Source organism: Bradyrhizobium sp. STM 3566 (genome assembly GCF_045571445.1).
Lineage (GTDB): Bacteria > Pseudomonadota > Alphaproteobacteria > Rhizobiales > Xanthobacteraceae > Bradyrhizobium > Bradyrhizobium vignae.
This window is the reverse complement of sequence record NZ_CP120692.1, coordinates 6,788,840-6,810,554: the sequence shown is the minus strand read 5'-3', so window position 1 is coordinate 6,810,554 and position 21,715 is coordinate 6,788,840. Positions and strand designations below refer to the sequence as shown.

Annotated in this window: 28 protein-coding genes; 25 read left to right on the top strand and 3 right to left on the bottom strand. The window is 60.4% G+C overall.

Annotation, left to right across the window (positions count from 1 at the left end; translation table 11 throughout):
* Nucleotides 1-17: 17 nt before the first annotated feature.
* The 10 genes from P6U27_RS32345 to P6U27_RS32300 all read left to right on the top strand — a co-directional run bounded on the left by P6U27_RS32345 (nt 18) and on the right by P6U27_RS32300 (nt 9,258).
* Nucleotides 18-443 (top strand): HPP family protein, encoded by a 426-nt coding sequence (locus tag P6U27_RS32345; protein WP_407193325.1) that lies wholly within the window; start codon nt 18-20, stop codon nt 441-443.
* 353 nt (nt 444-796) lie between these two features.
* A complete protein-coding gene (gene ccoN / locus P6U27_RS32340) occupies nt 797-2,446 on the top strand; it encodes a cytochrome-c oxidase, cbb3-type subunit I (RefSeq protein ID WP_407193324.1) in 1,650 nt (549 codons plus the stop codon).
* An 11-nt stretch (nt 2,447-2,457) separates the two neighbouring features.
* On the top strand, nt 2,458-3,192 hold the full coding sequence (gene ccoO / locus P6U27_RS32335; RefSeq protein ID WP_407193323.1) for a cytochrome-c oxidase, cbb3-type subunit II: 735 nt from the start codon (nt 2,458-2,460) through the stop codon (nt 3,190-3,192).
* Between the two features lie 13 nt (nt 3,193-3,205).
* The gene (locus tag P6U27_RS32330; RefSeq protein ID WP_129143753.1) at nt 3,206-3,370 is read left to right on the top strand and encodes a cbb3-type cytochrome c oxidase subunit 3; all 165 of its coding nucleotides are present in this window, start codon (nt 3,206-3,208) and stop codon (nt 3,368-3,370) included.
* Nucleotides 3,371-3,375: 5 nt separating this feature from the next.
* Complete coding sequence (gene ccoP / locus P6U27_RS32325; protein WP_407193322.1) at nt 3,376-4,251, top strand: cytochrome-c oxidase, cbb3-type subunit III; 876 nt, start codon at nt 3,376-3,378, stop codon at nt 4,249-4,251.
* Between the two features lie 109 nt (nt 4,252-4,360).
* The gene (ccoG, locus tag P6U27_RS32320; RefSeq protein WP_407193321.1) at nt 4,361-5,827 is read left to right on the top strand and encodes a cytochrome c oxidase accessory protein CcoG; all 1,467 of its coding nucleotides are present in this window, start codon (nt 4,361-4,363) and stop codon (nt 5,825-5,827) included.
* Nucleotides 5,828-5,844: 17 nt separating this feature from the next.
* Nucleotides 5,845-6,330 (top strand): FixH family protein, encoded by a 486-nt coding sequence (locus P6U27_RS32315; RefSeq protein WP_407193320.1) that lies wholly within the window; start codon nt 5,845-5,847, stop codon nt 6,328-6,330.
* Between the two features lie 11 nt (nt 6,331-6,341).
* Nucleotides 6,342-8,540 carry a cation-translocating P-type ATPase gene (locus P6U27_RS32310; protein WP_407193319.1) on the top strand — a complete coding sequence of 733 codons (2,199 nt, stop codon included), beginning with the start codon at nt 6,342-6,344 and terminating at the stop codon, nt 8,538-8,540.
* Nucleotides 8,531-8,740: a cbb3-type cytochrome oxidase assembly protein CcoS gene (ccoS, locus tag P6U27_RS32305; RefSeq protein ID WP_122405488.1), complete on the top strand. Its 210-nt coding sequence runs from the start codon at nt 8,531-8,533 to the stop codon at nt 8,738-8,740. The genes P6U27_RS32310 and ccoS overlap by 10 nt, the downstream gene beginning before the upstream one ends.
* A gap of 65 nt (nt 8,741-8,805) precedes the next feature.
* Complete coding sequence (locus tag P6U27_RS32300; RefSeq protein WP_407193318.1) at nt 8,806-9,258, top strand: hypothetical protein; 453 nt, start codon at nt 8,806-8,808, stop codon at nt 9,256-9,258.
* Nucleotides 9,259-9,356: 98 nt separating this feature from the next.
* Here the strand turns inward: P6U27_RS32300 and hemN are convergent, their stop codons facing one another.
* Entirely contained in the window at nt 9,357-10,709 is a 1,353-nt protein-coding gene (hemN, locus tag P6U27_RS32295) for an oxygen-independent coproporphyrinogen III oxidase (RefSeq protein ID WP_407193317.1), read from the bottom strand.
* A 233-nt stretch (nt 10,710-10,942) separates the two neighbouring features.
* On the opposite strand from hemN, the gene P6U27_RS32290 reads away from it, so the two are divergent.
* Entirely contained in the window at nt 10,943-11,215 is a 273-nt protein-coding gene (locus tag P6U27_RS32290; protein WP_122405486.1) for a helix-turn-helix domain-containing protein, read from the top strand.
* 149 nt (nt 11,216-11,364) lie between these two features.
* Here P6U27_RS32290 and P6U27_RS32285 read toward each other — a convergent pair whose 3' ends face one another.
* Entirely contained in the window at nt 11,365-11,577 is a 213-nt protein-coding gene (locus P6U27_RS32285; protein ID WP_122405485.1) for a hypothetical protein, read from the bottom strand.
* A 621-nt stretch (nt 11,578-12,198) separates the two neighbouring features.
* On the opposite strand from P6U27_RS32285, the gene P6U27_RS32280 reads away from it, so the two are divergent.
* Nucleotides 12,199-12,822, top strand: coding sequence for a host specificity protein (locus P6U27_RS32280; RefSeq protein WP_245162785.1), 624 nt, complete (start codon nt 12,199-12,201; stop codon nt 12,820-12,822).
* 503 nt (nt 12,823-13,325) lie between these two features.
* Nucleotides 13,326-13,721 carry a Rieske (2Fe-2S) protein gene (locus P6U27_RS32275; protein WP_407120853.1) on the top strand — a complete coding sequence of 132 codons (396 nt, stop codon included), beginning with the start codon at nt 13,326-13,328 and terminating at the stop codon, nt 13,719-13,721.
* A gap of 9 nt (nt 13,722-13,730) precedes the next feature.
* Here P6U27_RS32275 and P6U27_RS32270 read toward each other — a convergent pair whose 3' ends face one another.
* Nucleotides 13,731-14,321, bottom strand: a complete 591-nt coding sequence (locus P6U27_RS32270) for a hypothetical protein (RefSeq protein ID WP_122405482.1) — start codon at nt 14,319-14,321, stop codon at nt 13,731-13,733.
* Between the two features lie 267 nt (nt 14,322-14,588).
* Here P6U27_RS32270 and P6U27_RS32265 point away from each other — a divergent pair, with 267 nt between their 5' ends.
* The 12 genes from P6U27_RS32265 (at nt 14,589) to P6U27_RS32210 (ending at nt 21,569) form a co-directional block, all read left to right on the top strand.
* Nucleotides 14,589-14,909 carry an iron-sulfur cluster assembly accessory protein gene (locus P6U27_RS32265; RefSeq protein WP_122405481.1) on the top strand — a complete coding sequence of 107 codons (321 nt, stop codon included), beginning with the start codon at nt 14,589-14,591 and terminating at the stop codon, nt 14,907-14,909.
* 79 nt (nt 14,910-14,988) lie between these two features.
* A complete protein-coding gene (locus tag P6U27_RS32260) occupies nt 14,989-15,135 on the top strand; it encodes a NifU family protein (protein ID WP_407193316.1) in 147 nt (48 codons plus the stop codon).
* A gap of 112 nt (nt 15,136-15,247) precedes the next feature.
* Nucleotides 15,248-16,405, top strand: a complete 1,158-nt coding sequence (gene nifS / locus P6U27_RS32255) for a cysteine desulfurase NifS (protein WP_407193315.1) — start codon at nt 15,248-15,250, stop codon at nt 16,403-16,405.
* Nucleotides 16,406-16,410: 5 nt separating this feature from the next.
* The gene (gene nifT, locus P6U27_RS32250; RefSeq protein ID WP_122405479.1) at nt 16,411-16,632 is read left to right on the top strand and encodes a putative nitrogen fixation protein NifT; all 222 of its coding nucleotides are present in this window, start codon (nt 16,411-16,413) and stop codon (nt 16,630-16,632) included.
* Entirely contained in the window at nt 16,629-16,832 is a 204-nt protein-coding gene (locus tag P6U27_RS32245) for a hypothetical protein (protein WP_407120856.1), read from the top strand. The genes nifT and P6U27_RS32245 overlap by 4 nt, the downstream gene beginning before the upstream one ends.
* Before the next feature lie 602 nt (nt 16,833-17,434).
* Nucleotides 17,435-18,982: a nitrogenase cofactor biosynthesis protein NifB gene (nifB, locus tag P6U27_RS32240; protein ID WP_407193314.1), complete on the top strand. Its 1,548-nt coding sequence runs from the start codon at nt 17,435-17,437 to the stop codon at nt 18,980-18,982.
* Nucleotides 18,983-18,992: 10 nt separating this feature from the next.
* On the top strand, nt 18,993-19,217 hold the full coding sequence (locus tag P6U27_RS32235; protein ID WP_407193313.1) for a 4Fe-4S binding protein: 225 nt from the start codon (nt 18,993-18,995) through the stop codon (nt 19,215-19,217).
* 34 nt (nt 19,218-19,251) lie between these two features.
* The gene (locus tag P6U27_RS32230; protein WP_407193312.1) at nt 19,252-19,488 is read left to right on the top strand and encodes a hypothetical protein; all 237 of its coding nucleotides are present in this window, start codon (nt 19,252-19,254) and stop codon (nt 19,486-19,488) included.
* Nucleotides 19,489-19,513: 25 nt separating this feature from the next.
* A complete protein-coding gene (locus tag P6U27_RS32225) occupies nt 19,514-19,828 on the top strand; it encodes a nitrogen fixation protein NifZ (RefSeq protein ID WP_407194521.1) in 315 nt (104 codons plus the stop codon).
* On the top strand, nt 19,825-20,064 hold the full coding sequence (locus P6U27_RS32220) for a nitrogen fixation protein NifZ (RefSeq protein ID WP_122405474.1): 240 nt from the start codon (nt 19,825-19,827) through the stop codon (nt 20,062-20,064). The genes P6U27_RS32225 and P6U27_RS32220 overlap by 4 nt, the downstream gene beginning before the upstream one ends.
* 15 nt (nt 20,065-20,079) lie before the next feature.
* Complete coding sequence (locus P6U27_RS32215) at nt 20,080-20,439, top strand: DUF3024 domain-containing protein (protein WP_122406911.1); 360 nt, start codon at nt 20,080-20,082, stop codon at nt 20,437-20,439.
* A gap of 809 nt (nt 20,440-21,248) precedes the next feature.
* A complete protein-coding gene (locus tag P6U27_RS32210; protein WP_407193311.1) occupies nt 21,249-21,569 on the top strand; it encodes a Rieske (2Fe-2S) protein in 321 nt (106 codons plus the stop codon).
* Nucleotides 21,570-21,715 lie beyond the last annotated feature (146 nt).

Sequence of the window (21,715 nt, the reverse complement as noted above, 5' to 3'; positions counted from 1 at the left end):
ATCGAGGAGGACGCGCCGTGTACAAATTTCTGGAACAGACCGTCGACGGCTACATGACGCGCGACGTCACGACGGTGAGGCGCGACCTCGACATGCTCGCGCTCAGCGAGATGTTCGAACGCGACGATTTCAACTCCTACCCGGTCGAGGACGACGGGCAGGTCGTCGGCATCGTCACCAAGTTCGACATCCTCAAGTGCTTCGCCTTCACACCGGCCCAGATGCTGCCGCGCTATCACGAGCTGATGGGCCGCAAGGTCGGCGACGTCATGACGCCCGAGTTCATCTATGTCAGCGCCGACACGCGTCTGACTCGCGTGCTCCAGATCATGGTCGAGCACCGCATCCGGAGCATCATCGTGCTGAATGCCGCGCAGAAGCTGGTCGGCATCATCGCCCGCGAGGACGTCATCGCAGCGCTCAAGGCGACGGCGAGCGACTGATAGGGACGCAGATCGGGCTATTCCTTTTGTTGCCCACTCTAACGCATCCTTCGAGACGCCCGCCTTGGCGGCCCTCAGGATGACGGTGGAGTACGCGTCGGAACTTTCAAGAGCGCGCAAGACGGCGCTGAGCCTCATCCTGAGGAGACGCGCGGCGGTCGTCTCGAAGGACGAGGCGCGCGTTCAGGCCGCATACGGACCATATGCGATCGCCCTGCGCACAAGGGAACAAGGGCATTTCAAGTCGTGACGCATCGGCCTCACATTAACAGAAATCCATCCATCTTGATTTCAATCAATTCCCCGCGATGGCGAACGTGGTTTCTGGCGCTGTGTTCTTTCAGAGAGAATCCATGAGCCAGCCCTCCATCTCCAAATCCATGACCATCGGTGAAAGCGGATTGGCTGTGGTGTTCGCAGTCACTGCCTTCCTGTGCGTGGTCGCCTCGGCCAAGGCCCTCGATGCGCCCTTCGCCTTCCACGCCGCGCTTGGTGCGGCGGCGAGCGCGGCTGCGGTGTTCTGCATCATCAACCGTTACCTCGATCGCCCGGCGGCGCTGCCGCCGGCCGAGATCAACGGTTGGCCCAACTATAATATGGGCCCGATCAAGTTCTCGTCTTTCATGGCGATGTTCTGGGGCATTGCCGGCTTCCTGGTCGGTCTCATCATCGCCTCGGAGCTGGCCTGGCCGGCGCTCAACTTCGACCTGCCCTGGATCCAGTTCGGCCGGCTGCGGCCGCTGCACACCTCGGCGGTGATCTTCGCCTTCGGCGGCAACGTGCTGATCGCGACCTCGTTCTATGTGGTGCAGAAGTCGTGCCGCGTGCGCCTCGCTGGCGAGCTCGCCCCCTGGTTCGTCGTGCTCGGCTACAACTTTTTCATCCTAATCGCCGGTACCGGCTATCTGCTCGGCGTCACGCAAGGCAAGGAATACGCCGAGCCGGAATGGTACTCGGACCTGTGGCTGACCATCGTCTGGGTGGTCTATCTGCTCGTCTTCCTCGTCACCGTCATCAAGCGCCAGGAACCGCACATCTTCGTCGCGAACTGGTTCTTCCTCGCCTTCATCGTGACGATTGCGGTTCTGCATCTCGGCAACAATCCCCCGCTGCCCGTCTCGGTGTTCGGCTCGAAGTCCTACGTCGCCTGGGGCGGCATCCAGGACGCCATGTTCCAGTGGTGGTACGGCCACAACGCGGTGGGATTCTTCCTGACCGCCGGCTTCCTCGCGATCATGTACTATTTCATCCCCAAGCGCGCCGAGCGGCCGATCTATTCCTACCGCCTCTCGATCATCCACTTCTGGGCGCTGATCTTCCTCTACATCTGGGCCGGTCCGCACCATCTGCACTACACGGCGCTGCCGGACTGGACGCAGACGCTGGGCATGACCTTCTCGATCATGCTGTGGATGCCCTCCTGGGGCGGCATGATCAACGGCCTGATGACGCTGTCGGGCGCCTGGGACAAGCTGCGCACCGACCCCGTGCTGCGCATGCTGGTCGTCTCCGTCGCCTTCTACGGCATGTCGACCTTCGAAGGCCCGATGATGTCAATCAAGGTGGTCAACTCGCTCAGCCACTACACCGACTGGACCATCGGCCACGTGCATTCCGGCGCGCTCGGCTGGGTGGGCTTCGTCTCCTTCGGCGCGCTGTACTGCCTGGTGCCGTGGGCCTGGAATCGGAAGGGACTCTACAGCCTGAAGCTCGTCAACTGGCACTTCTGGATCGCAACCCTCGGCATCGTGCTCTACATCTCCGCGATGTGGGTGTCCGGTATCCTCCAGGGCCTGATGTGGCGCGCCTACACCTCGCTTGGCTTCCTCGAATATTCCTTCATCGAGACCGTCGAGGCGATGCATCCCTTCTACGTTATCCGTGCCGCCGGCGGCGCGCTGTTCCTGATCGGCTCGCTGATTATGGCCTACAATCTCTGGATGACGGTTCGCGTCGGCGAGCAGGAAGTCCAGATGCCCGTCGCTCTTCAGCCGGCGGAGTGAGGAGCAAGACAATGTCGTTCTGGACGCGCCACCAAGCCTTTGAGAAGAACTCGATCATCCTGGTCGTCGCAATCCTGGTGGTGATCGCGATCGGCGGTCTCATCGAGATCACCCCGTTGTTCTACCTCAAGAGCACGATCGAGAAGGTCGATGGGGTGAGGCCCTACACGCCGCTGGAGCTCGCCGGGCGGAACGTCTACGTCCGCGAAGGCTGCTATCTCTGCCATTCGCAGATGATCCGGCCGCTGCGCGACGAGGTCGAGCGTTACGGCCATTTCTCGCTCGCGGCCGAGAGCATGTACGACCACCCGTTCCAGTGGGGCTCAAAGCGCACGGGGCCGGACCTTGCCCGCGTCGGCGCCAAATATTCCGACGACTGGCATGTCACCCATCTGACCAATCCGCGCGCGATCGTGCCGCAGTCGGTGATGCCCGGCTATCCGTTCCTCAGCGCCAGTGAGGTCGACCCTGACGCCATCGCCGACCACATGCGTACGCTGCGCACGGTGGGCGTGCCGTATACCGACGACCAGATCGCCAACGCTGGGGCCGATCTGAAGGCCCAGGCCGATCCCGACAATTCCGGCGCGGATGCCTTCAGCAAGCGCTACCTCAAGGCTGTCGTGCGCAATTTCGACGGCAAGCCTGGCACACCGACCGAGATGGACGCGCTGATCGCGTACCTGCAGATGCTCGGCACGCTGGTCGATTTCAAGATCTACAACGAGAAAGTCAATCTTCGCTGAGAAGGCATCAACTATGAAAGCCATCCTGACACTCGACAATCTCGCGTCCGGTCTGGTGACCACGATCTGGACGCCGGTGTTCGTCGTGATCTTTCTCGCGATCATCGCCTACGCATTCTGGCCCCGTAACAAGGCTACGTTCGACGAGGCGGCACGCCTGCCGTTGCGGGAGGAGTAGAGACCATGACCGATCATCATAGCGACATCGATTCCCTCTCCGGCAAGTCCACGACCGGACACGAATGGGACGGCATCAAGGAGCTCAACACGCCGCTGCCGCGCTGGTGGATGATCACCTTCTATCTCACCATCTTCTGGGCGATCGGTTACTGGATCGTCTATCCGGCCTGGCCGCTGATCTCCAGCAACACGACCGGCGTGTTCGGCTACTCCTCGCGCGCCGACGTCGCCGTCGAGCTCGCCAATCTCGAGAAGATCCGCGGCGACAAGATGGTGGCGCTGGGCGCGGCCTCGCTCGCCGACATCGAGAAGGATCCGGCCCTGCTGGCGCTCGCCCGCGCCAAGGGTAAGACCGTATTCGGCGATAATTGTGCGCCCTGTCACGGCTCCGGCGCGGCCGGCGCCAAGGGGTACCCGAACCTGAACGACGACGACTGGCTGTGGGGCGGCACGCTCGACCAGATCATGCAGACCATCCAGTTCGGCGCGCGTTCCGGTCACGCCAAGGCCCATGAAGGCCAGATGCTCGCCTTCGGCAAGGACGGCGTGCTCAAGCCGGACGAGATCGTCACGGTCGCAAATTACGTCCGGGCGCTGTCGGGCCTCTCGATGCGGACGGGATATGACCCCGCCAGGGGCCAGAAGATCTTCGCCGAGAATTGCGTCGCCTGTCATGGCGATGGCGGCAAGGGCAACCAGGAGCTGGGCGCACCTGATCTGACTGACAAGATCTGGCTCTACGGCTCGGACGAGGCGATCTTGATCGAGACCATCAGCCAGGGCCGCGCCGGTGTCATGCCGGCCTGGGAAGGGCGGCTCGATCTCGCCACCATCAAGGCGATGGCCGTGTACGTCCACTCGCTCGGTGGCGGAAAATAGCAGACCGGCCGCAAACGGAGGCGAACAGAAGTGCCTCCGTTTGCGCTGGATCAACTGGCGCGACGATGTCCGGTCTAGGTTCAATCGCACCTCTCGAAAGCCGTTGGCGATGAACAAGACCGTGAACCCCAAAGACCTCATATCGGATAACGACTACGGGCCACTCTACGCAGCCCGCAAGAAGGTCTATCCCCAGAGCGTCTCCGGCACCTTCCGCCGGATCAAATGGGGCCTGATGGCGTTCTGCCTCGGCGTCTACTATTTCCTTCCCTTCGTGCGCTGGAATCGCGGCCTCGGCGCGCCCAGCCAGGCCGTGCTGATCGACCTTCCCAACAGCCGCTTCTACTTCTTCTTCATCGAGCTGTGGCCGCAGGAGGTCTACTACTTCACCGGCCTGCTCATCGTCGCGGCGGTGGCGCTGTTCCTGATGAACTCCATCGGCGGGCGGATCTGGTGCGGCTATCTCTGCCCGCAGACGGTCTGGACCGACGTGTTCTACGCGGTCGAGCGTCTGATCGAGGGCGACCGGCGCGAGCGCATGAAAAAGGATTCCTCGACCGATCCGATGAAGCTCGAGCGCATCTCCGAGATCGTGCTCAAGCATTCGATCTGGCTCCTGATCGCCTGGTGGACCGGCGGCGCCTGGGTGCTCTATTTCAACGACGCGCCGACGCTGGTGAAGGAGCTCGTCACCTTCCAGGGGCCGATGATTGCCTATATCTGGATCGGCATCCTCACCGCGACGACCTATCTGCTGGCCGGCTACATGCGCGAGCAGGTCTGCACCTATATGTGCCCGTGGCCGCGCATGCAGGCTGCCCTTACCGACGAATGGGCGCTGAACGTCACCTACCGCTACGATCGCGGCGAGAAGCGCACGTCGGTCAAGAAGGCAGCCGAACTGCGCGCACTGGGCCAGCAGGTCGGCGATTGCGTCGATTGCTATCAGTGCGTCGCGGTCTGTCCCACCGGCATCGACATCCGCAACGGACCCCAGATGGAATGCATCCAGTGCGGCCTCTGCATCGACGCCTGCGACAGCGTAATGACAAAGATCGGCCGGCCGAAGCGGCTGATCGGCTACGACAACGACATCAACATCCACCGCCGCCAGGAAGGCAAGGCGCCGATCTACCGTATCGTCCGGGCCCGCACCATCGTCTACGGCGCGATCATCGCGGCCGTCGGCGGCTTCATGATCTACACCCTGGCGACTCGGAGCCTGCTCGACGTCAATGTGCTGCACGACCGCAATCCGGTCGCGGTCAAGCTCAGCGACGGCTCGATCCGCAATGCCTACACCATGCGGCTGCTCAACAAGAGCGGCTATGCCCGCGTCATCGCGATCGACGCGAACGGTCCCGTCAACGCGACCCTGCACGTCGTCGGGGTCGATTCCGTGACGCCCGACAGGCCGATGATCGTGATCCCGCGCGATACGACGAGCGAGCTGCGGCTGCTCGTCACCGCGCCGGCGGAGAATAATCCGGAGAAGTCGATTCCCGTCCATTTCCACGTCATGGATATCGGGCTTGGCGTGGCCGCGAGCACGACCGACAACTTCGTCTCGCCTTGAGGCTCAGGAGTTCTGCCATGGCATCCAAACCGCTGACCGGAACCAAGGTGTTCCTGATGCTCGTCGCCTTCTTCGGCGTCGTGATCGGCGTGAACGTCACCATGATGAAGCTCGCGATCGCGACGCTGCCCGGCACCGATGTCGACAGTCCCTATGCCGCAGGCCTCACCTATGACCGCGAGATCTCGGCGGCGCACGATCAGGCCGCGCGAAAATGGCAGGTCAACGCCCATATCGAGCGCCGCGCCGACGGCGGCGCCGTGATCCAGCTCGAGGCGCGCGATGCGAAGGGCCAGCCCATGACCGGATTGAAATTCGCCGGCCGTCTGGAGCGGCCGACCGACAAGCGGGCCGATCTGTCGGTCGAGCTCGGCGAAGCCGGCACCGGTCTCTATCGCGGCAATGCCGCAGCGGTCGCGCCGGGGCAGTGGGACCTCGTGATCGAAGGTGAGGCACGGGGGCAGCGCGTCTTCCTGTCGCGCAACCGCGTGATCCTGAACTGAGGAACTTCGTCATGCACGTCACGCGGGATTTCTCGCACTACGTCCGCAGCGCGGGGGAGGGCGTCCAGCACATCGATCTCGCGGTCGACGGCGTTCACTGCGCCGGCTGCATGGCAAAGATCGAGCGCGGCCTGTCGGCCATGCCCGACGTCACGCTGGCGCGGGTCAATCTCACCGACCGCCGCGTCGCGCTGGAATGGAAAGCCGGCACGCTCGATCCCGCCCGCTTCATCGATCGGCTCGAGGAGCTCGGCTACAAAGCCTATCCGTTCGAGACCGAGAGCGCGGAGGCGAGCGAGGTCGCCGAATCCCGCTTCCTGCTGCGCTGCCTCGGCGTGGCAGCGTTCGCCACCATGAACGTGATGATGCTCTCGATCCCGGTGTGGTCGGGCAACGTCTCGGACATGCTGCCCGAGCAGCGCGACTTCTTCCACTGGCTGTCGGCGCTGATCGCATTACCCGCCGCGGCCTATGCCGGCCAGCCGTTCTTCCGCTCGGCCTGGCGCGCGCTGTCGGCCAAGACCACCAACATGGACGTGCCGATCTCGATCGGCGTGATCCTTGCGCTCGGCATGTCCGTGGTCGAGACCATCCACCACGCCGAGCACGCCTATTTCGATGCGGCGATCATGCTGCTCACCTTCCTCCTGGTCGGCCGCTTCCTCGACCAGAACATGCGGCGGCGGACCCGCGCGGTCGCCGGCAATCTCGCCGCGCTCAAGGCGGAGACCGCGGCGAAGTTCGTCGGGGCCGCCGAGATATCACAGGTGCCCGTGGCGGCGATCCATCCCGGCGACATCGTGCTGCTGCGGCCGGGCGAGCGCTGTGCAGTCGACGGCACCGTGATCGAGGGCCGTTCCGAGATCGACCAGAGCCTGATTACGGGCGAAACGCTTTATGTCACGGCCGAGCAAGGCACGCCGGTTTATGCAGGCTCGATGAACATCTCCGGCACGCTGCGGGTGCGGGTCTCGGCGGCCTCGGAGGCGACGCTGCTGGCCGAGATCACGCGGCTGCTCGACAATGCGCTCCAGGCCCGTTCGCGTTACATGCGGCTCGCCGACCGGGCCTCGCGGCTCTACGCGCCGGTGGTGCATGCGACCGCGCTTCTGACCGTTCTCGTCTGGGTCGCGCTTGGTGCGAGCTGGCACGATGCCGTCGTCACCGGCGTTGCCGTGCTCATCATTACCTGTCCCTGTGCGCTGGGCCTTGCCATTCCGACGGTGCAGACCGTGGCCTCGGGCGCGATGTTCAGGGCGGGCGTGCTGCTCAATGCTGGCGATTCCATCGAGCGGCTGGCGGAGGCCGACCACGTCATCTTCGACAAGACAGGTACTCTGACGCTGCCCGATCTCGAAGTGATCAACGCGGCCGCGATTCCCGTCGACATCTTCGCGCTCGCCGGCCGCCTGGCGCTGTCGAGCCATCATCCGGTGGCGGCCGCGATCGCGCAAGCCGCCGGCGCCACATCGCCGATCGTCGGTGCGGTGGAAGAGGCCGGGCAGGGCGTTCGTGCGACGGTCGACGGCGAGGAAGTTCGTCTCGGCCGCCCGTCCTTCTGCGGCGCGGAGGCGCTGGTCGACAAGGCCATGGTCGATCCCGAAGCCTCCATCGTCGCCTTCGCCAAGAGCGGCGAGAAGTTCATCCTGTCGGTGCGCCAGGGCTTGCGCCCGGACGCGAAGTCGGTCGTGGCAGCGCTGAAGGCGCGCAACATCGGTGTCGAGATCCTTTCCGGCGACCGCGAACCTGCGGTGCGCGCGGCGGCCGATGCGCTTGGCATCCCCGAATGGCGCGCCGGCGACACGCCGGCCGACAAGATCGCCCGGATCGAGGCACTGAAACAGCGCGGCGCAAAGGTGCTGATGGTCGGCGACGGCATGAATGATGCGCCCTCGCTCGCCGCGGCTCATGTCTCGATGTCGCCGATCTCGGCCGCACATCTGAGCCAGGCCACGGCCGATCTCGTCTTCCTGGGCCGTCCCTTGGTCCCGGTCGTTGCAGCCATTGATGCCTCGCACAAGGCCTTGCATTTGATGCGGCAAAATCTCTGGCTCGCGATCGGCTACAACGTCCTGGCCGTTCCGGTCGCGATCAGCGGGATTCTCACGCCGTTGATTGCGGCGGCAGCGATGAGCAGCTCATCGATCCTCGTCATGCTGAACTCGCTACGCGGACGCCGTCTGCGACGGGAGAATGAGCTATGGAAGTGATCGTGTTCCTCGTCCCGCTGGCATTGCTGCTTGGCGTGATCGGGCTACTGGCATTCCTATGGTCGTTGAAGAGTGGTCAGTTTGACGATCTCGACGGGGCCGCTTGGCGCGCGATTGCTGAGGACGCTATTGAGTCGCCATCGCTCCAGCCCAAGGTCCGTTCGACAGCAGCTGGCGGTGGTGAACTGCGCCCCATTTGACCTGGCGCAATGCAGGCGCCGCTCCGCGGTAGAATATTGCGTCTATTAAAGTTCGTGAGGTTGCCATGACATCGATCACTAAATCAGCGTCGATCGCGGGCTGCTTGTTGGGAAGGATTGCGGATTGGTTCGAACGATTTCGCGAATCCGCCGACATCCGTGCACTCAGTGCCTCCGAGATCGAGTCCATTGCGCGCGACCTTCGCGTCCAGCGAGCTGAGCTCGAAGCCCTCATTGCTCATGGCCGGCACGGTGCCAAGGAATTGTCACGGCTGCTCGATGTGTTCGGGATTGATGAAAGGTCGATTGCGCGCAAGCAGCCAGGCGTGCTGCATGACTTGACAATGGTGTGCGCACTTTGTGCATCAAAGCCGCGATGCAATCGTGAGACGAGGGCAGGAACGGCGGCTTTGCAATATCCAGAGTACTGCCCGAACGCTTATACGATCGATGCGCTCAGAAAGGAATCTCTAATACCCCAGGCGGTCGACTTTCTTCGCGGGCCTGCCTGCTGCTGATTGCTTTGACGATGGCCTTGGCGGGCGTGAAGGCAGCCGGGAAGAGCCCAGCCTCTTCCATTGTCTCATGGTAGCGAGCCTCGTGAGGAGCCCTGAGGTTAGACTGCACGGCTATGAGTGGCTGCGGAATGCACAAGGTGGGCGTCGAAGGCCGAAGCCACGCTCCTCACCAAGAATTCTGCCCCGGCGTTCACTGATAGGCCGTCCGTGGTCATTGTCACGGCGCCATGAGCGATGAGACTATCAATCCGAGCGCGATCAACTACGGCGGACTCCTGGTCGCGGCCATGCAGACGCGATACTTGGCGGAGATCAACCGCAAGATCGCACATGATTCGCTCGATAATAGCGGCGCGGAATCGGTCTTCGTCGGTAAGCACGTAGCCTTTCGTCGTGGCGAGGCGTTCCTCGGCAATGCGGGCCAGATAATCGCGTATGGGAACGACGTTCTGCACGAAGCCCTGAGACATGCGGCCGATGGCGCTGGTGCCGAGACCGATGAGCGTGTCTGCGGTGTCGTCGGTGTAACCCTGGAAATTCCGTCGCAATCTGCCTTTCCGGCCTGCGGCGACAAGGCTGTCGTTGGCAAGCGCGAAGTGATCGAGGCCGATGCGCACGTACCCCGCATCAAGCAAGGCTTGAGCAATGGTCTCTGACTGGAGGTGTCGCTCGAGACTGTCTGGGAGCGAGTCATCGGAGATCGTTCGCTGATGCTTCTTGAATGATGGAACATGGGCGTAGCCGAAGACCGAAAAGCGATGAGGGCGCAGCTCGAGACATTTGCGAACGGTATCCAGGCAGGATTCCACCGTCTGCAGGGGGAGGCCATAGAGAAGGTCAAAGTTGATCCGGCCGATGCTCTGCCGGCGTAACCGCTCGACGGAGGTCGCGGTCTGATCGAAAGTCTGATGCCGGTTGATGGCCTGCTGGACGGCTGGGTCGAAGCTCTGAACACCCAGGCTCGCGCGGTTGACACCGCAGGAGGCAAGGGCCTCCGTCATCGGCTTAGTCAGGGTGCGAGGATCTATCTCGATGGCGATTTCGGCATCGGGAAGGACGAGAAACGAAGACCGCAAGAGATCGACCAGTTCCGCGAACGTCTCCGGTCGCATGACGGTCGGCGTACCGCCGCCAAAGTGGATGTGAGAGACCGGCAGCCTCTGCCCGATCGCCTCAGCGGTAAGCTGCGCCTCGCGGCGCAGACCAGAGGCATAGAGGGCGATTGGCTCATCGTGCTTCGTTACGAAGGTATGGCATCCGCAGTACCAGCACATCGAGCGGCAAAATGGCACATGCAGGTAAAGCGAAGCCGGCTGCTGGAGCGGCACGGATTTGAGCCATTTTCGATAATCGACTTCGCAAATCTCGGGCGAGAAGTGCGGGGCGGTTGGATAGCTCGTATACCGAGGGAGGCTGTCGTTGCCATAGGATTGCACTAAGTCGGGTCGCATGTGCGGTCCTCCATCTCCGGACTAGCTAACGCAGCGGTGCCCAGACGACCTTGCTCTGGCTCAATCCAACTGCCGTATTGGAACTTTATGTTTTCCGGAGAAGATTCGCTTCATTCCGAAGGAGCACCGCAATCAGCTGCGAGAGCTCGATAGCGAGCCGGCTATTTGATCGATGTCAATGAGAGACCTGAAGACCAGCCATAGTCTTAGGTTCGGGAAGAGAGGACAAAAAAATGCTGGAAGAGGTCGTCGAGTTCGCGGGCGAAGCGTTGCCCGGTGGGAATGCTGAGCCGCCATGCTCCGAGACCGAATTCCTGCTCGAACTCGGCGACCGTGTGCGCCGCTCGCGCATGCATTGCCGCATGTCGCGTCGGGAGCTCGCCCGCAGGTCTGGCATTTCGGAGCGATACATCGCTCAGATCGAGAGCGGGAAGGGCAACGTCTCGATTGTCCTCCTTCTGAGGCTTGCTTTGGCTATCCACCGCAGCCAGCGACCTGCGGCCTGACGTCCTGCTCGGGGCACTCACCAGCGCGCGGCAAGCTTTGGCCATGCAATTGTGCTGTTTAGGAGGCAAACTGCGCCGGCTCAGCCTGGGAGAGCAGTCGGACCTATCAAATAGCTGAAGAGTATGCCGGCGCCTGGCGGGCCATCACCTCATGAGGGGAAAATCGGCAGGCCGACGTCGATCCGGTCCGCGAGCAGCGACCACTCTCGGATCTCCCGGAGCTCGCAGAACTGCCGTTTGGCAAGGGATGCTGCTTCGGTCGCGTTACACGCATTGATGTCAATAACGCGCCGGCAGGCCTCACGGGCTTGTCCCTGATCTCCGGTAAGGGTCTTGAAGAACCGGACGATGTAGTGGGCCATGATGTCTCTTTCGCGCTCTCGGCGCCATTGTTTGGGTTAGTAGATGAAGGCCGGAGATTCGAGGAGACGATCATTCACCGTCGCTCGGTTGATTTGACTCTCTGACACATCGTGCAACTTGACGAAGTCCGCGGCACTTTCTGTCTCGCTGGTCAAGAGGCGCAGCCACAAGGTGTGTCGAGCGTTCGGGTCGGGCGATTTGATCCGAGTGGATGCTGTGCAGATCGCGGCTTGTCGCAGCGAGTATCTGTAACTCACGCGCAGAGTGCGTCGGGTAGTCACGCCGAAGCGCGCAGAGTGCTTTGGTCAGGTTGTGGTCAGCTAGGAATTTTATCCTAGTCGGCAGAGCTCGCACGGCACGAGCTCAATTGTGTGCAACCTTGCCGATAGGAGAGCGCTCTCATGTATGGCAGAAGCGTTGGCTCATCCAGCCAGTTCACTACCGGTAACCAAACTGACGATTCGTCAGAAGCGGGAGATAGTCCACGGTTTGCGGAAACAGTTGCAGCAATGGAGCGAGGTGGGTCGTCGTCCGAACCAGCGGCGTCATACTCTCTCGTTTCCGAACCGCCCATCAGAGAGATCGACCGAGAGTCCTTCTTGCGCGGAGTTGAGAGATTCTTGCGCAATGATATCAGGCACATCAGCGAGAACCCAGAAGAGTACTCGGACTTCGTCTCCCAGAAGGCTGAGCGCGCAGCGACGGTTGCTGGAAGTTACGCCAACACCTACGATGATCCAAATAAGCCAGCACGATTTTACAGCTACCGGTTGGGCGACGAAATTGTCGGGCTTCTAAGAGCAGGAGGCCCGGCTCGGATTAAAGGAGACCATTTTCAGCAGCAGTTTGGGCGCAACGATATCACATCCGTGGTAGATCTTAGGGTGACTCATCCGCTTGTCGAGAACGCTGGCGATATCTTGCTAGAACATCAACTGCGAGAGGACGGGGACCATCCGCTGATCTTGTCGCGGCCAGCCCTAGCTGGCATGGAACCTCGTCTAGCAGACATGGGTTTTGTTCCCGTGGGTCGTAACCACTGGGTGCTTGATCCTCACCAACGCCCCGATGTGTGGACGAAGAACGAGAACGACGAGTGGCAGCGGGTAGGCAAGCCTACGAAGTATCTTTCCAAAGATGGGGGCAGTGATGTCGGTCCTCAGAGAAGCTACGAAACGGATTCGTCGGACGATGACCCTTCATTTTACTTGGAGCGCGCTCTTAGAGGGATGCACATGGAGTAAATTGGCTGCAATAGCAGCATCGGGCCTGAAATGACGGACATTTGACCGTTCTATCCCGAGCTCAACGGCTTGCTTCAAAGGGGCGCGCGCTTGCTGCGTCGCCCTCGCCGGCTGAAACGTCCGTTCAACAACCTTCTCCGAAGGCGCTTACGAAGCTGCGGTCGGATGCGCGATCCGAGGTGGCGCAACGGGGGCTCCCTACGGAGTGGCCACAACGAGCAGCAACGAGCAGCAACGACCAGCCACCGCGGGCAGCTGTCCGACAAATAGTGCAGAGGGCTTGGACCCGAAAGCTGCAGCTGCACGGCCTGCATGGAAACGGCAGCAAGGCCTAAATTGTCGAACTGATTAGTCTGAATGATGCGGCGGGTAATTGGGCGAGCCAGCAAGGGCTCGCTTGCGCGTTGGATTACAACAGACACTATCAGACCGGCACTTGTACGGTTCTTGCAGGTTGATTGCATAGCGACAATGAAAAGGGTCTTGCAATCAATGGGCGATAAATGAAGCCAAATCCCATCTACGCGATCTGCAGCTTTAACGACATTTCGAGCCGCCAGGCCAAGGGATTCCACCTGATGGTCGTCGACGATCACGGCAATCACCGGCCGTGGTCCATCATTGTGGTGCGCTGGGGCAAAAAGGTGCTTGGCTACGTCAATAAATGCCCGCACAACGGCGTCAATTTGGACTGGGAGCGGAACGTATTCCTTGATCCATACGGTATCCGGCTGATGTGCGGCAAGCATGGTTCGACCTTCGAACTCGGCACCGGCCTGTGCGTCGAAGGTCCATGTCAAGGTAGAACGCTCACGCCGATCGCGTTGGCTGTTCTGGACGGTGATATCTGCGTCGTTGGTGTGCATCTTGTCGAAGACGATGCATCGGCCAACAAGTGAAGACGGCGCTCAGACCGGCCGATTCTCGTTGCGGTTTTTCACGGGCTCCATCCTCTTTAGCCCTTCGTCGTACGAGATCTCCTCATAGGACAGGTCGAGATCCTTTGCGGCATCGAGGAGGTAATCAAGCTTGCCGCCCGGATCGAGCTTCTTGATGTCGTCCTTGTTGAGCCCGACCAGGTCCATCATCTCCTTCCAAACCGTGGATTCATCGCACGGTAGGACGTGGAAGCTAATATCACCGAACTTCACTCGGTACTTCGCCAGTAAATCAATGTTGTTGCAGAAGATGAAGTAGCTGCCGGTTGGGCTTAAGGCGCCGTCAAGGACGCTCGCGACGTCAGCAAGATAGGCGAAGGAATGCAGATAGCCGGCCAGCACCGGAATAGTGCGTTCGCCGTCCTGTGCGATCGTCAACACCTGCTCAATCGAATAGTCTGGCGGCCGTTTCTCGTCCGCAACCTGAGTCTGGAATTTTAGTGCCACGTCGCCGCGAAAGCCGAACCGGCCCGGCTTGGTAGTCCCGCCTTTGAGTACGGCATTGAGCAGGCGGCCCTCCTTCTCAAGTCTGCCGAGTGCGGTGTTCTCGATTGCAGTCATTAAAGTCTTCCTCGATCTAAACTCTTCCGACGCCTTGGCCGGTGCCAGATGCGATGCAAATTGCTTGCCGTCGCATGCGTAGCGGCTTTCGCCGCAGCTTAGAAGAAAACGCGTCAGTGGCTGCTAACACTCAGGGAGCCTGTCGGGAACCCGACACCGGTTTCAACGCCAACAGGCGCAATCCAAAAAAGTGAGCATCATCAAGCGTCTGCGCGCTGGCACGTGGCTTGCCCTTAGCAGCTAGATCGAAGCTGATGAGGGAAAGCCGTGATCAACCTGACGGATAGCGCAGTGAACGCAATCAAGAGCGCGATTTCATCGTCGACCCATCCGACCGGCGGTCTGCGCGTCATGATCGAAGCGGGCGGTTGCAATGGATTCAAATACAAGATGGGTCTGGTCGAAGAACCGAAGCCTGACGACACCGTGATCGACTGCGATGGGCTGAAAGTGTTCGTCGATAACAAGAGCCGTGAGCATCTGATCGGCACGACCATCGATTTCGTGATGGCACTGGAGAGTTCTGGCTTTACGTTTCACAACCCGAACGCCACTGCGAACTGCTCATGCGGAAAATCGTTCAGCTGATGAAACAAATCGTTCAGCTGATGAGGAGGACATAGAAGCATGCCGGCCGAACCGAAACAACTGAGGCAATCGTCGCCCATTGCGACAGACCGAGAGCGTCGCATTCGCGGCGCCATCGAACGAGATTCGCCCCAATCTGCGACGCGATGGTGGCGACTGTCACCTGATCGGGATCGATGGCAGCAGGGTCATGTTCAGGATGTCCACTGCCCGCACGTTGCTGTAAGCTTTCGAGCATGAGGAAAGGCATTCAGGCGCGGCTTGTCGAAAACTTGGCGAATTGGTGCGCCTGATCCCCGTCGCGGCTGCAGGCGAGGCAGTGGATTGAGCGAAATCGAATGCTGATTTACCTCGATAATAATGCAACGACTCGAACTGATCCATCCGTCGTGCAAGCCATGTTGCCTTTCTTCACCGAGCAATTCGGCAATGCCTCGTCCACGCATGCCTTTGGCAGCGAGGTCGCAGTCGCTGTGAGGCAGGCCCGGCGTAGCTTGCGTATCCTGCTAGGGAACGCATACGATCATGAAATCGTTTTCACCTCGGGAGGGACCGAGGGCAATAATGCCGCCATCCTCTCTGCGCTTGCGACACAGGAAGATCGCGACGAGATCGTCACCACCTCGGTAGAGCACTCCGCCGTTCTTGCGCTAACCGAGCAATTGGCGACAACAGGAGTCAAGACGCACATCATACCCGTAGATTCCCGCGGCCGGCTCGACATCGAGGCGTTTCGCTGCGCACTCGGGCCACGCACAGCGATTGCCTCGGTTATGTGGGCCAACAACGAGACAGGAACGATCTTTCCTGTGGAGCTTCTAGCCGAGTTGACTCGGGAGGCGGGCGCGCTGTTTCACACTGATGCGGTGCAGGCCATCGGTAAGGTGTGCGTGAACCTGAAGGACAGTGCGATCGACATGCTGTCGCTATCCGGGCACAAACTGCACGGCCCCAAGGGGATCGGCGCGCTATATTTGCGCAAAGGGACAGAATTCCGGCCGCTGATCTGCGGCGGATCACAGGAACGAGGGCGCCGAGGCGGGACTGAGAATATTCCCGGCATTGTCGGCCTGGGAAAAGCCGCCGAGCTTGCGGCGGAGCGGCTTGAACCCGAGCGCGATCGCATTGCCGCGTTGCGCGACCGTCTTGAGCAGGGAATCTTGAAAAATGGCGAGTGCGTTGTGCTCGGCGACACCAGCAATCGGTTGGCGAACACGGCCAATATTGCCTTCGACCATCTCGAAGGCGAAGCCATCGCCCACCATCTCGATCGGACGGGCATCGCTGTGTCGCTAGGATCAGCCTGCAGCTCCGGCTCCATGCAGCCATCGCATGTTCTGCGTGCCATGCAGCTGCCGCGGTGGCGGATGCACGGCGCCATTCGCTTTTCTCTGTCGCGTGAAACCTCCTTTGCGGAGGTCGATGAGGTGGTGTGCGCGGTGTCAGACATCGTGGCTCGCATGCGCGCCATCTCCCGCGTCACAGTCAGGGAGTAGATGTCGTGAAAATCATGATCCGCCGGTCTCCGGAGGGCCTGTCGATCTACGTGCCAAAAAAGGATCTCGAAGAGCCAATCGTAGAATCCGAGTACGAGACACTGTGGGGCGGCTGGATCAAAGTGGCTAATGGCTGGGTGCTCGATTTGCCCGAGATGGCGAGCGACACCCCGTTACCGATCACAATCAACGCTAAAAAACGGGGAGAGAACGGGGACGGTTCGTGAAGGCGCCTCCGCAGATCGAGTTCGTCGATAGGGCCGATGCAAAGGCGCTCGTGGACGTCGCTGCCGGCCTGAGGGCTTCGAGCATTGCTTCCAATCTCAGTCCTGGCCGCGCCGAATTGTCCAAGCCCGATGTGCCGACCACACCAGAGGCGTTTGCCGGCTTCTTCGCCAATAAGGTTTGCGTTGCCGCGGCCGGCTAGAGCCAAGCCTAGGCGTCGGCAGCAAACGTCAACCCGCCGTGACGGCATCGATGACACAGGCCTTTGCTCGGCAGTCGAGCCGACGCTGGGGCGAAGTACAGGGTATCACCCGCGTCGGCATTGGCGAGAATCGCTGGCATCGCGTTTACGATGCGGTTGGCCAAGAGTCGCCGGTGCCATGGCTGGGAGCTGGGCGACGGTGCTGCACAGTCTGACACCGCTTGCGAATGGGCTCCCTTGCGCGCTTGAGATACTGCTCACCATTGGTGGCATTGGAAAGCCCCGGATTCCCGCCTCGTATCGGCATATTGTGAGAGCCCAACGCGAGAAAACCCGTTCAGATGGAGTTCTGGCGAGCTGCGTGAGAATGAACGCGCAAGCCATGGAGCTCTGCGTGAGAATAATGACGTATCTGTCGCATCGCTAACAAGCGCATCATTGCTGTTCTTCTATGCGCTAGCGACGATCGCTTCCGCTAACTCGTTGGCGCATGGCTGCAATTTCATCGTCTCCGCCATGGCATGCAAGTTGCTAACCAGGTTCTTGAGGCTCGCTCACGGATGGTCCTGGGTGGTCGATGATGCCTGCAGGGAAAAACGAAAATGAACGCGGTCGTCGAACGCGGAAAGCCTGTCAAAGCTGGAGTGGATAGCGGCACGATTATGCAGTCCGCCGGCTGCCGCGCTTCTGCCAAGACCGGGCAGGCGAGCTGCGGCTCGCAGGCAGGTCAACGCGATCTGCCGTCCGAAATTTGGCAAAAGGTTAAGAACCATCCCTGCTACAGCGAAGAAGCGCATCATCATTACGCCCGCATGCATGTTGCGGTCGCGCCTGCCTGCAACATCCAGTGCAATTACTGCAACCGAAAATACGACTGCGCTAATGAATCGCGTCCGGGCGTGGTGAGCGAGAAGCTCACTCCTGAGCAGGCGGTAAGAAAAGTGCTCGCGGTCGCGACTAGAATTCCGCAGATGACAGTGCTTGGCATCGCTGGTCCCGGCGATCCCCTCGCCAATCCAGCAAAGACGTTCAAGACGTTCGAGCTGGTCGCCAAGGCCGCCCCCGACATCAAACTGTGCCTGTCAACCAACGGATTGGCTCTGCCAGACCATATTGATACCATCGCCAGGTCCAAAATTGACCACGTCACCGTCACCATCAACATGGTCGATCCCGAAATCGGCGCCAAGATCTATCCGTGGATCTTCTTCAACCACAAGCGCTACACCGGCATCGACGCGGCAAAGATACTGACCGATCGCCAGCTGCAGGGCCTCGAGATGCTTAGCGAACGGGGTATCCTGTGCAAGGTCAATTCGGTGATGATTCCAAACATCAACGACGACCACCTCGTCGAGGTCAACAAGGCGGTCAAGTCGCGCGGTGCCTTCCTTCACAATATCATGCCCCTGATCTCCGCGCCCGAGCACGGCACAGTATTTGGCCTCAACGGTCAGCGCGGACCGACGGCGCAGGAGTTGAAGGCGCTGCAAGATGCTTGCGAAGGAGAGATAAAAATGATGCGGCATTGTCGCCAGTGCCGCGCCGATGCGGTTGGCCTACTCGGGGAAGATCGCAGCGCAGAGTTCACCACGGATCAGGTCATGAGAATGGACGTCCAATATGATTTGGAGATGCGCGAGGCATATCAGGGCAGGGTAGAGGATGAGCGTGCCGCCAAAGTAGCGGCCGCTCAAAAGGAGCTTGCGGAATTTGCCGGAGAGATGAGCGCGATTACTCTTCTAGTGGCCGTCGCAACCAAGGGCTCGGGGTTGATCAACGAGCACTTTGGGCATGCAAAGGAATTCCAGGTTTACGAACTTTCTACATCCGGTGCCAAATTCGTCGGGCACCGCCGTGTGGACGTTTATTGCCAGGGCGGTTATGGCGAGGAGGACAGGCTTTCCGCCATCATGCGCGGCATCCATGACTGCCACGCGGTCTTCGTGTCTAAGATCGGCGGCTGCCCGAAAAGCAATCTGATCAAGGCGGGGATCGAGCCGGTCGATCAATACGCCCATGAGTTCATTGAGAAGTCGGCGATCGCCTGGTTCAAATCCTATCTGGACAAGGTGAAGCGCGGGGAGTTCCAGCACGTGCGGCGAGGAGGCGCCGCGCTCCCGCAAGGATCTCTGATCTCTGCAGCGTAAGGGGAAATATGTGCCATTTAAGATCATCACCTCGCAGTGTACGAGCTGCTCAGCCTGCGAACCCCTATGCCCGAACGTTGCTATCTCGGAAAAAGGGGGGAGCTTTGTCATTGAAGCGGCGAAATGCACTGAATGTGTTGGCCATTTCGACGAGCCGCAATGTGTCGCCGCCTGTCCAGTCGACAATACCTGCGTGGTTGACACATCTGTGCCTCGCTACCAGGCGCCAGCCTAAAGCGTGAACCCCATGATCGGCATGCCAACCAGTGGTGCTGAAAAGCGTTGTAAGCTTCGTGCTGCGCGTTGGCGCCGGCGTAGACGACGTTCGGTCCTCCATCACGCACGAGGACCGTGCTGGATTGCCCTCCGGCGTGCTGTTGCTGGTCGGCAACAACGCCCTGGTGGGCATTTCATTCCGCGCGGCGATCCGAAGGCGCTTCGCGATGCCGCGGGAGGATGACGTGATCCAGGATCTCGCCTGGGCGAGGCGGCCCCCGCATCTCTGAAGGAGCGATGCATGAGGCGCGGCACATGAACAGCATCGTTCGCGACAGCGACGTCGTCGAGCTCAGCGAGCCGCCTGTCTTCAGCTTTGGCCAAAAGGTGCGAGCCAATCGCACCATCCGCAATGATGGCACCTATCGCGGCAAGGAGATTGGCGACGTGTTAGTGAAGAAGGGAGAGGTGGGTTACGTCGTCTCGATCGGCACATTCCTGCAGCAATTCTACATCTACGGCGTCGAATATCTGGAAAGCGGTTACCGCGTTGGCATGAAACGCAAGGAACTAGAGCCGGCGGACGCCTGCGAGGAGGTCGATGATCTGCCATTGCCGGAGGAGTCATGACGCAGCGCGGCTCTCCGAAATATCGGCGGGGACAGCGGGTCAAGACCGCAGTCGACCTCATCAACGACGACTCATTTCCCGATACGAAGCCCGATGGAGTCTTGCTCGCCGCCGGAGCGATCGGTGAGATCATCAACGTCGCGATCCATACGGAAGCGAACGTGCCGATCTACATTGTCGATTTTGGTGATCAGCTGCTCATCGGCTGTCTTGAAGAAGAAATTACAGTGCTTTGAATGGAGGCTTTCGCCATGAATGCTGCGCTGATGAGAAAGGCAAAGGCCGGGCTGGTGCCTCACCCCAACGAGCTCGATCGCAAGCGGATCGAGCACGGCTTAAGCTCGCGCAAACGCTATCTCTACGTCTCGCCCTACGTGACGCCGGTGAGGGGCGGCTACCTCGTCGAGAGCCCCTGTTGCTCGCGCAACATCGCCAAGGATGGCGCTCTCATCGATGTCGCGCTGCTTCTTTATGATGGCGTGAGCGGGATCTGGAAGCTGTTTCGTAAGAATCATGCGCGAGGAATCTGGGAATTTTACAGCCTTTACCATCGGTTGACCTCTGCAATCGACGAGTTGAATGCGGATCCGGAGCGTCTGTTCTGGCAATGACGAACCGTCTTTGACGAGTCATAGAGGAACCACGATCGCGCTTACCGCGGAGGAATTGATCGAAGTCGAGCGGCTGGCAGCTTGCTTGGGCGCGGCTTTATGCCTCGGATTTGGCGAATCCGCCGTTCCGGCAGTATGCGCGTTTTCGACCTTCATCTGGTCGATGGATCGGATCGCTGCGTGCAGATTACGGCCGATCCGATACGGGCGATCGACATCGTGTTGGCCGAAAGGAATTTTGGGCGGTGAGCACTGAGCCAGCAGAGTATCGGCTTGATGGCGCGCACACTGTGGAGGAGAATACATCATTCATTCCACTGTCCGATTCCGATATCACCGCCGCCGAGCTCTCGGCGTGGAGACGCTGCTGTGTTCGCAGCAATTCTCCAGCGGGCGGATGCACTCGACTTAACACCGCAAGAGAAAGCTCCAGGCGAGCGCGAAGAAGGACTGATCGATAGTAGAGGAGGCGCCGGGTCCAAGCCGCGGCTAGAGGCCCACGCGCCAAGGTGCAGGAAACCAAGCACATCACAGTTGAGATTCTCGGTGACCACTCAAGATCATTAGAGTTAGCAAAAATAGGGGATCGCTATGAACTCGCAACAAGTCATCATCCACGTCCGCTTCGCTCCCAACGGGAGGGTGATCCAAATCAGCGAGCGTCCGGCGAAGCTCACGCCGAACCAGTGGTTTGATGTCCTCAACGCCCATGCCAGCTCGGCGTTTCGGCCGCTCGCTCGTGGCCGTGGGATTTTTCAGCTGACCCGGGCTGCGATTGAAGCCTTCAAGCAGCAAACTGCGAGGCCGGGATGAGCGAACCTATAATCGGCAATGTGATGAGCGGTCGCACCGAGGTTTTTGTCGTCTGCCAGGCCGATGCCATCGAGCGGAGTGGGGCAGTGAGCGTTAGCCTGTCGCAGATTGATGATGGGGCGAGCGCCGGCCGTTTTATTGTGGTGCGCACCTTCGGCAATGACTATTTCGGTTACGTCAATCGTTGTCCGCATGAGAGTGTCTGGCTGAACATCGGCTGCGGTGCGTGTTTCTCGGCGGACCGTTCCTTTCTCCGCTGCGGCTGGCACGGTGCAAGATTCGAGATCGAAACTGGGGTGTGCATCGACGGCCCCTGAGATGGACAATCGCTTGACCCGGTAGCGCTCGCCGTGATCGAAGGTGATGTTTGCCTGTGCGGCGTCAAGCTGCTCAAGGACGATCGGTTTGCCGACCCCTTCGGAGACAGCGACGAAACCATGGATATCACGATCCACCCGGACTA

Coding starts and splice junctions, on each gene's coding strand:
- P6U27_RS32210 (WP_407193311.1), top strand. CDS start 21,249: ATGAGCGAACCTATAATCGGCAATGTGATGAGCGGTCGCACCGAGGTT.
- P6U27_RS32315 (WP_407193320.1), top strand. CDS start 5,845: ATGGCATCCAAACCGCTGACCGGAACCAAGGTGTTCCTGATGCTCGTC.
- nifB (WP_407193314.1), top strand. CDS start 17,435: ATGAACGCGGTCGTCGAACGCGGAAAGCCTGTCAAAGCTGGAGTGGAT.
- P6U27_RS32270 (WP_122405482.1), bottom strand. CDS start 14,321: ATGACTGCAATCGAGAACACCGCACTCGGCAGACTTGAGAAGGAGGGC.
- P6U27_RS32220 (WP_122405474.1), top strand. CDS start 19,825: ATGACGCAGCGCGGCTCTCCGAAATATCGGCGGGGACAGCGGGTCAAG.
- ccoP (WP_407193322.1), top strand. CDS start 3,376: ATGACCGATCATCATAGCGACATCGATTCCCTCTCCGGCAAGTCCACG.
- P6U27_RS32285 (WP_122405485.1), bottom strand. CDS start 11,577: ATGGCCCACTACATCGTCCGGTTCTTCAAGACCCTTACCGGAGATCAG.
- P6U27_RS32215 (WP_122406911.1), top strand. CDS start 20,080: ATGAATGCTGCGCTGATGAGAAAGGCAAAGGCCGGGCTGGTGCCTCAC.
- nifS (WP_407193315.1), top strand. CDS start 15,248: ATGCTGATTTACCTCGATAATAATGCAACGACTCGAACTGATCCATCC.
- P6U27_RS32330 (WP_129143753.1), top strand. CDS start 3,206: ATGAAAGCCATCCTGACACTCGACAATCTCGCGTCCGGTCTGGTGACC.
- P6U27_RS32290 (WP_122405486.1), top strand. CDS start 10,943: ATGCTGGAAGAGGTCGTCGAGTTCGCGGGCGAAGCGTTGCCCGGTGGG.
- P6U27_RS32275 (WP_407120853.1), top strand. CDS start 13,326: ATGAAGCCAAATCCCATCTACGCGATCTGCAGCTTTAACGACATTTCG.
- P6U27_RS32310 (WP_407193319.1), top strand. CDS start 6,342: ATGCACGTCACGCGGGATTTCTCGCACTACGTCCGCAGCGCGGGGGAG.
- ccoS (WP_122405488.1), top strand. CDS start 8,531: ATGGAAGTGATCGTGTTCCTCGTCCCGCTGGCATTGCTGCTTGGCGTG.
- P6U27_RS32225 (WP_407194521.1), top strand. CDS start 19,514: ATGAACAGCATCGTTCGCGACAGCGACGTCGTCGAGCTCAGCGAGCCG.
- ccoO (WP_407193323.1), top strand. CDS start 2,458: ATGTCGTTCTGGACGCGCCACCAAGCCTTTGAGAAGAACTCGATCATC.
- P6U27_RS32300 (WP_407193318.1), top strand. CDS start 8,806: ATGACATCGATCACTAAATCAGCGTCGATCGCGGGCTGCTTGTTGGGA.
- hemN (WP_407193317.1), bottom strand. CDS start 10,709: ATGCGACCCGACTTAGTGCAATCCTATGGCAACGACAGCCTCCCTCGG.
- ccoG (WP_407193321.1), top strand. CDS start 4,361: ATGAACAAGACCGTGAACCCCAAAGACCTCATATCGGATAACGACTAC.
- ccoN (WP_407193324.1), top strand. CDS start 797: ATGAGCCAGCCCTCCATCTCCAAATCCATGACCATCGGTGAAAGCGGA.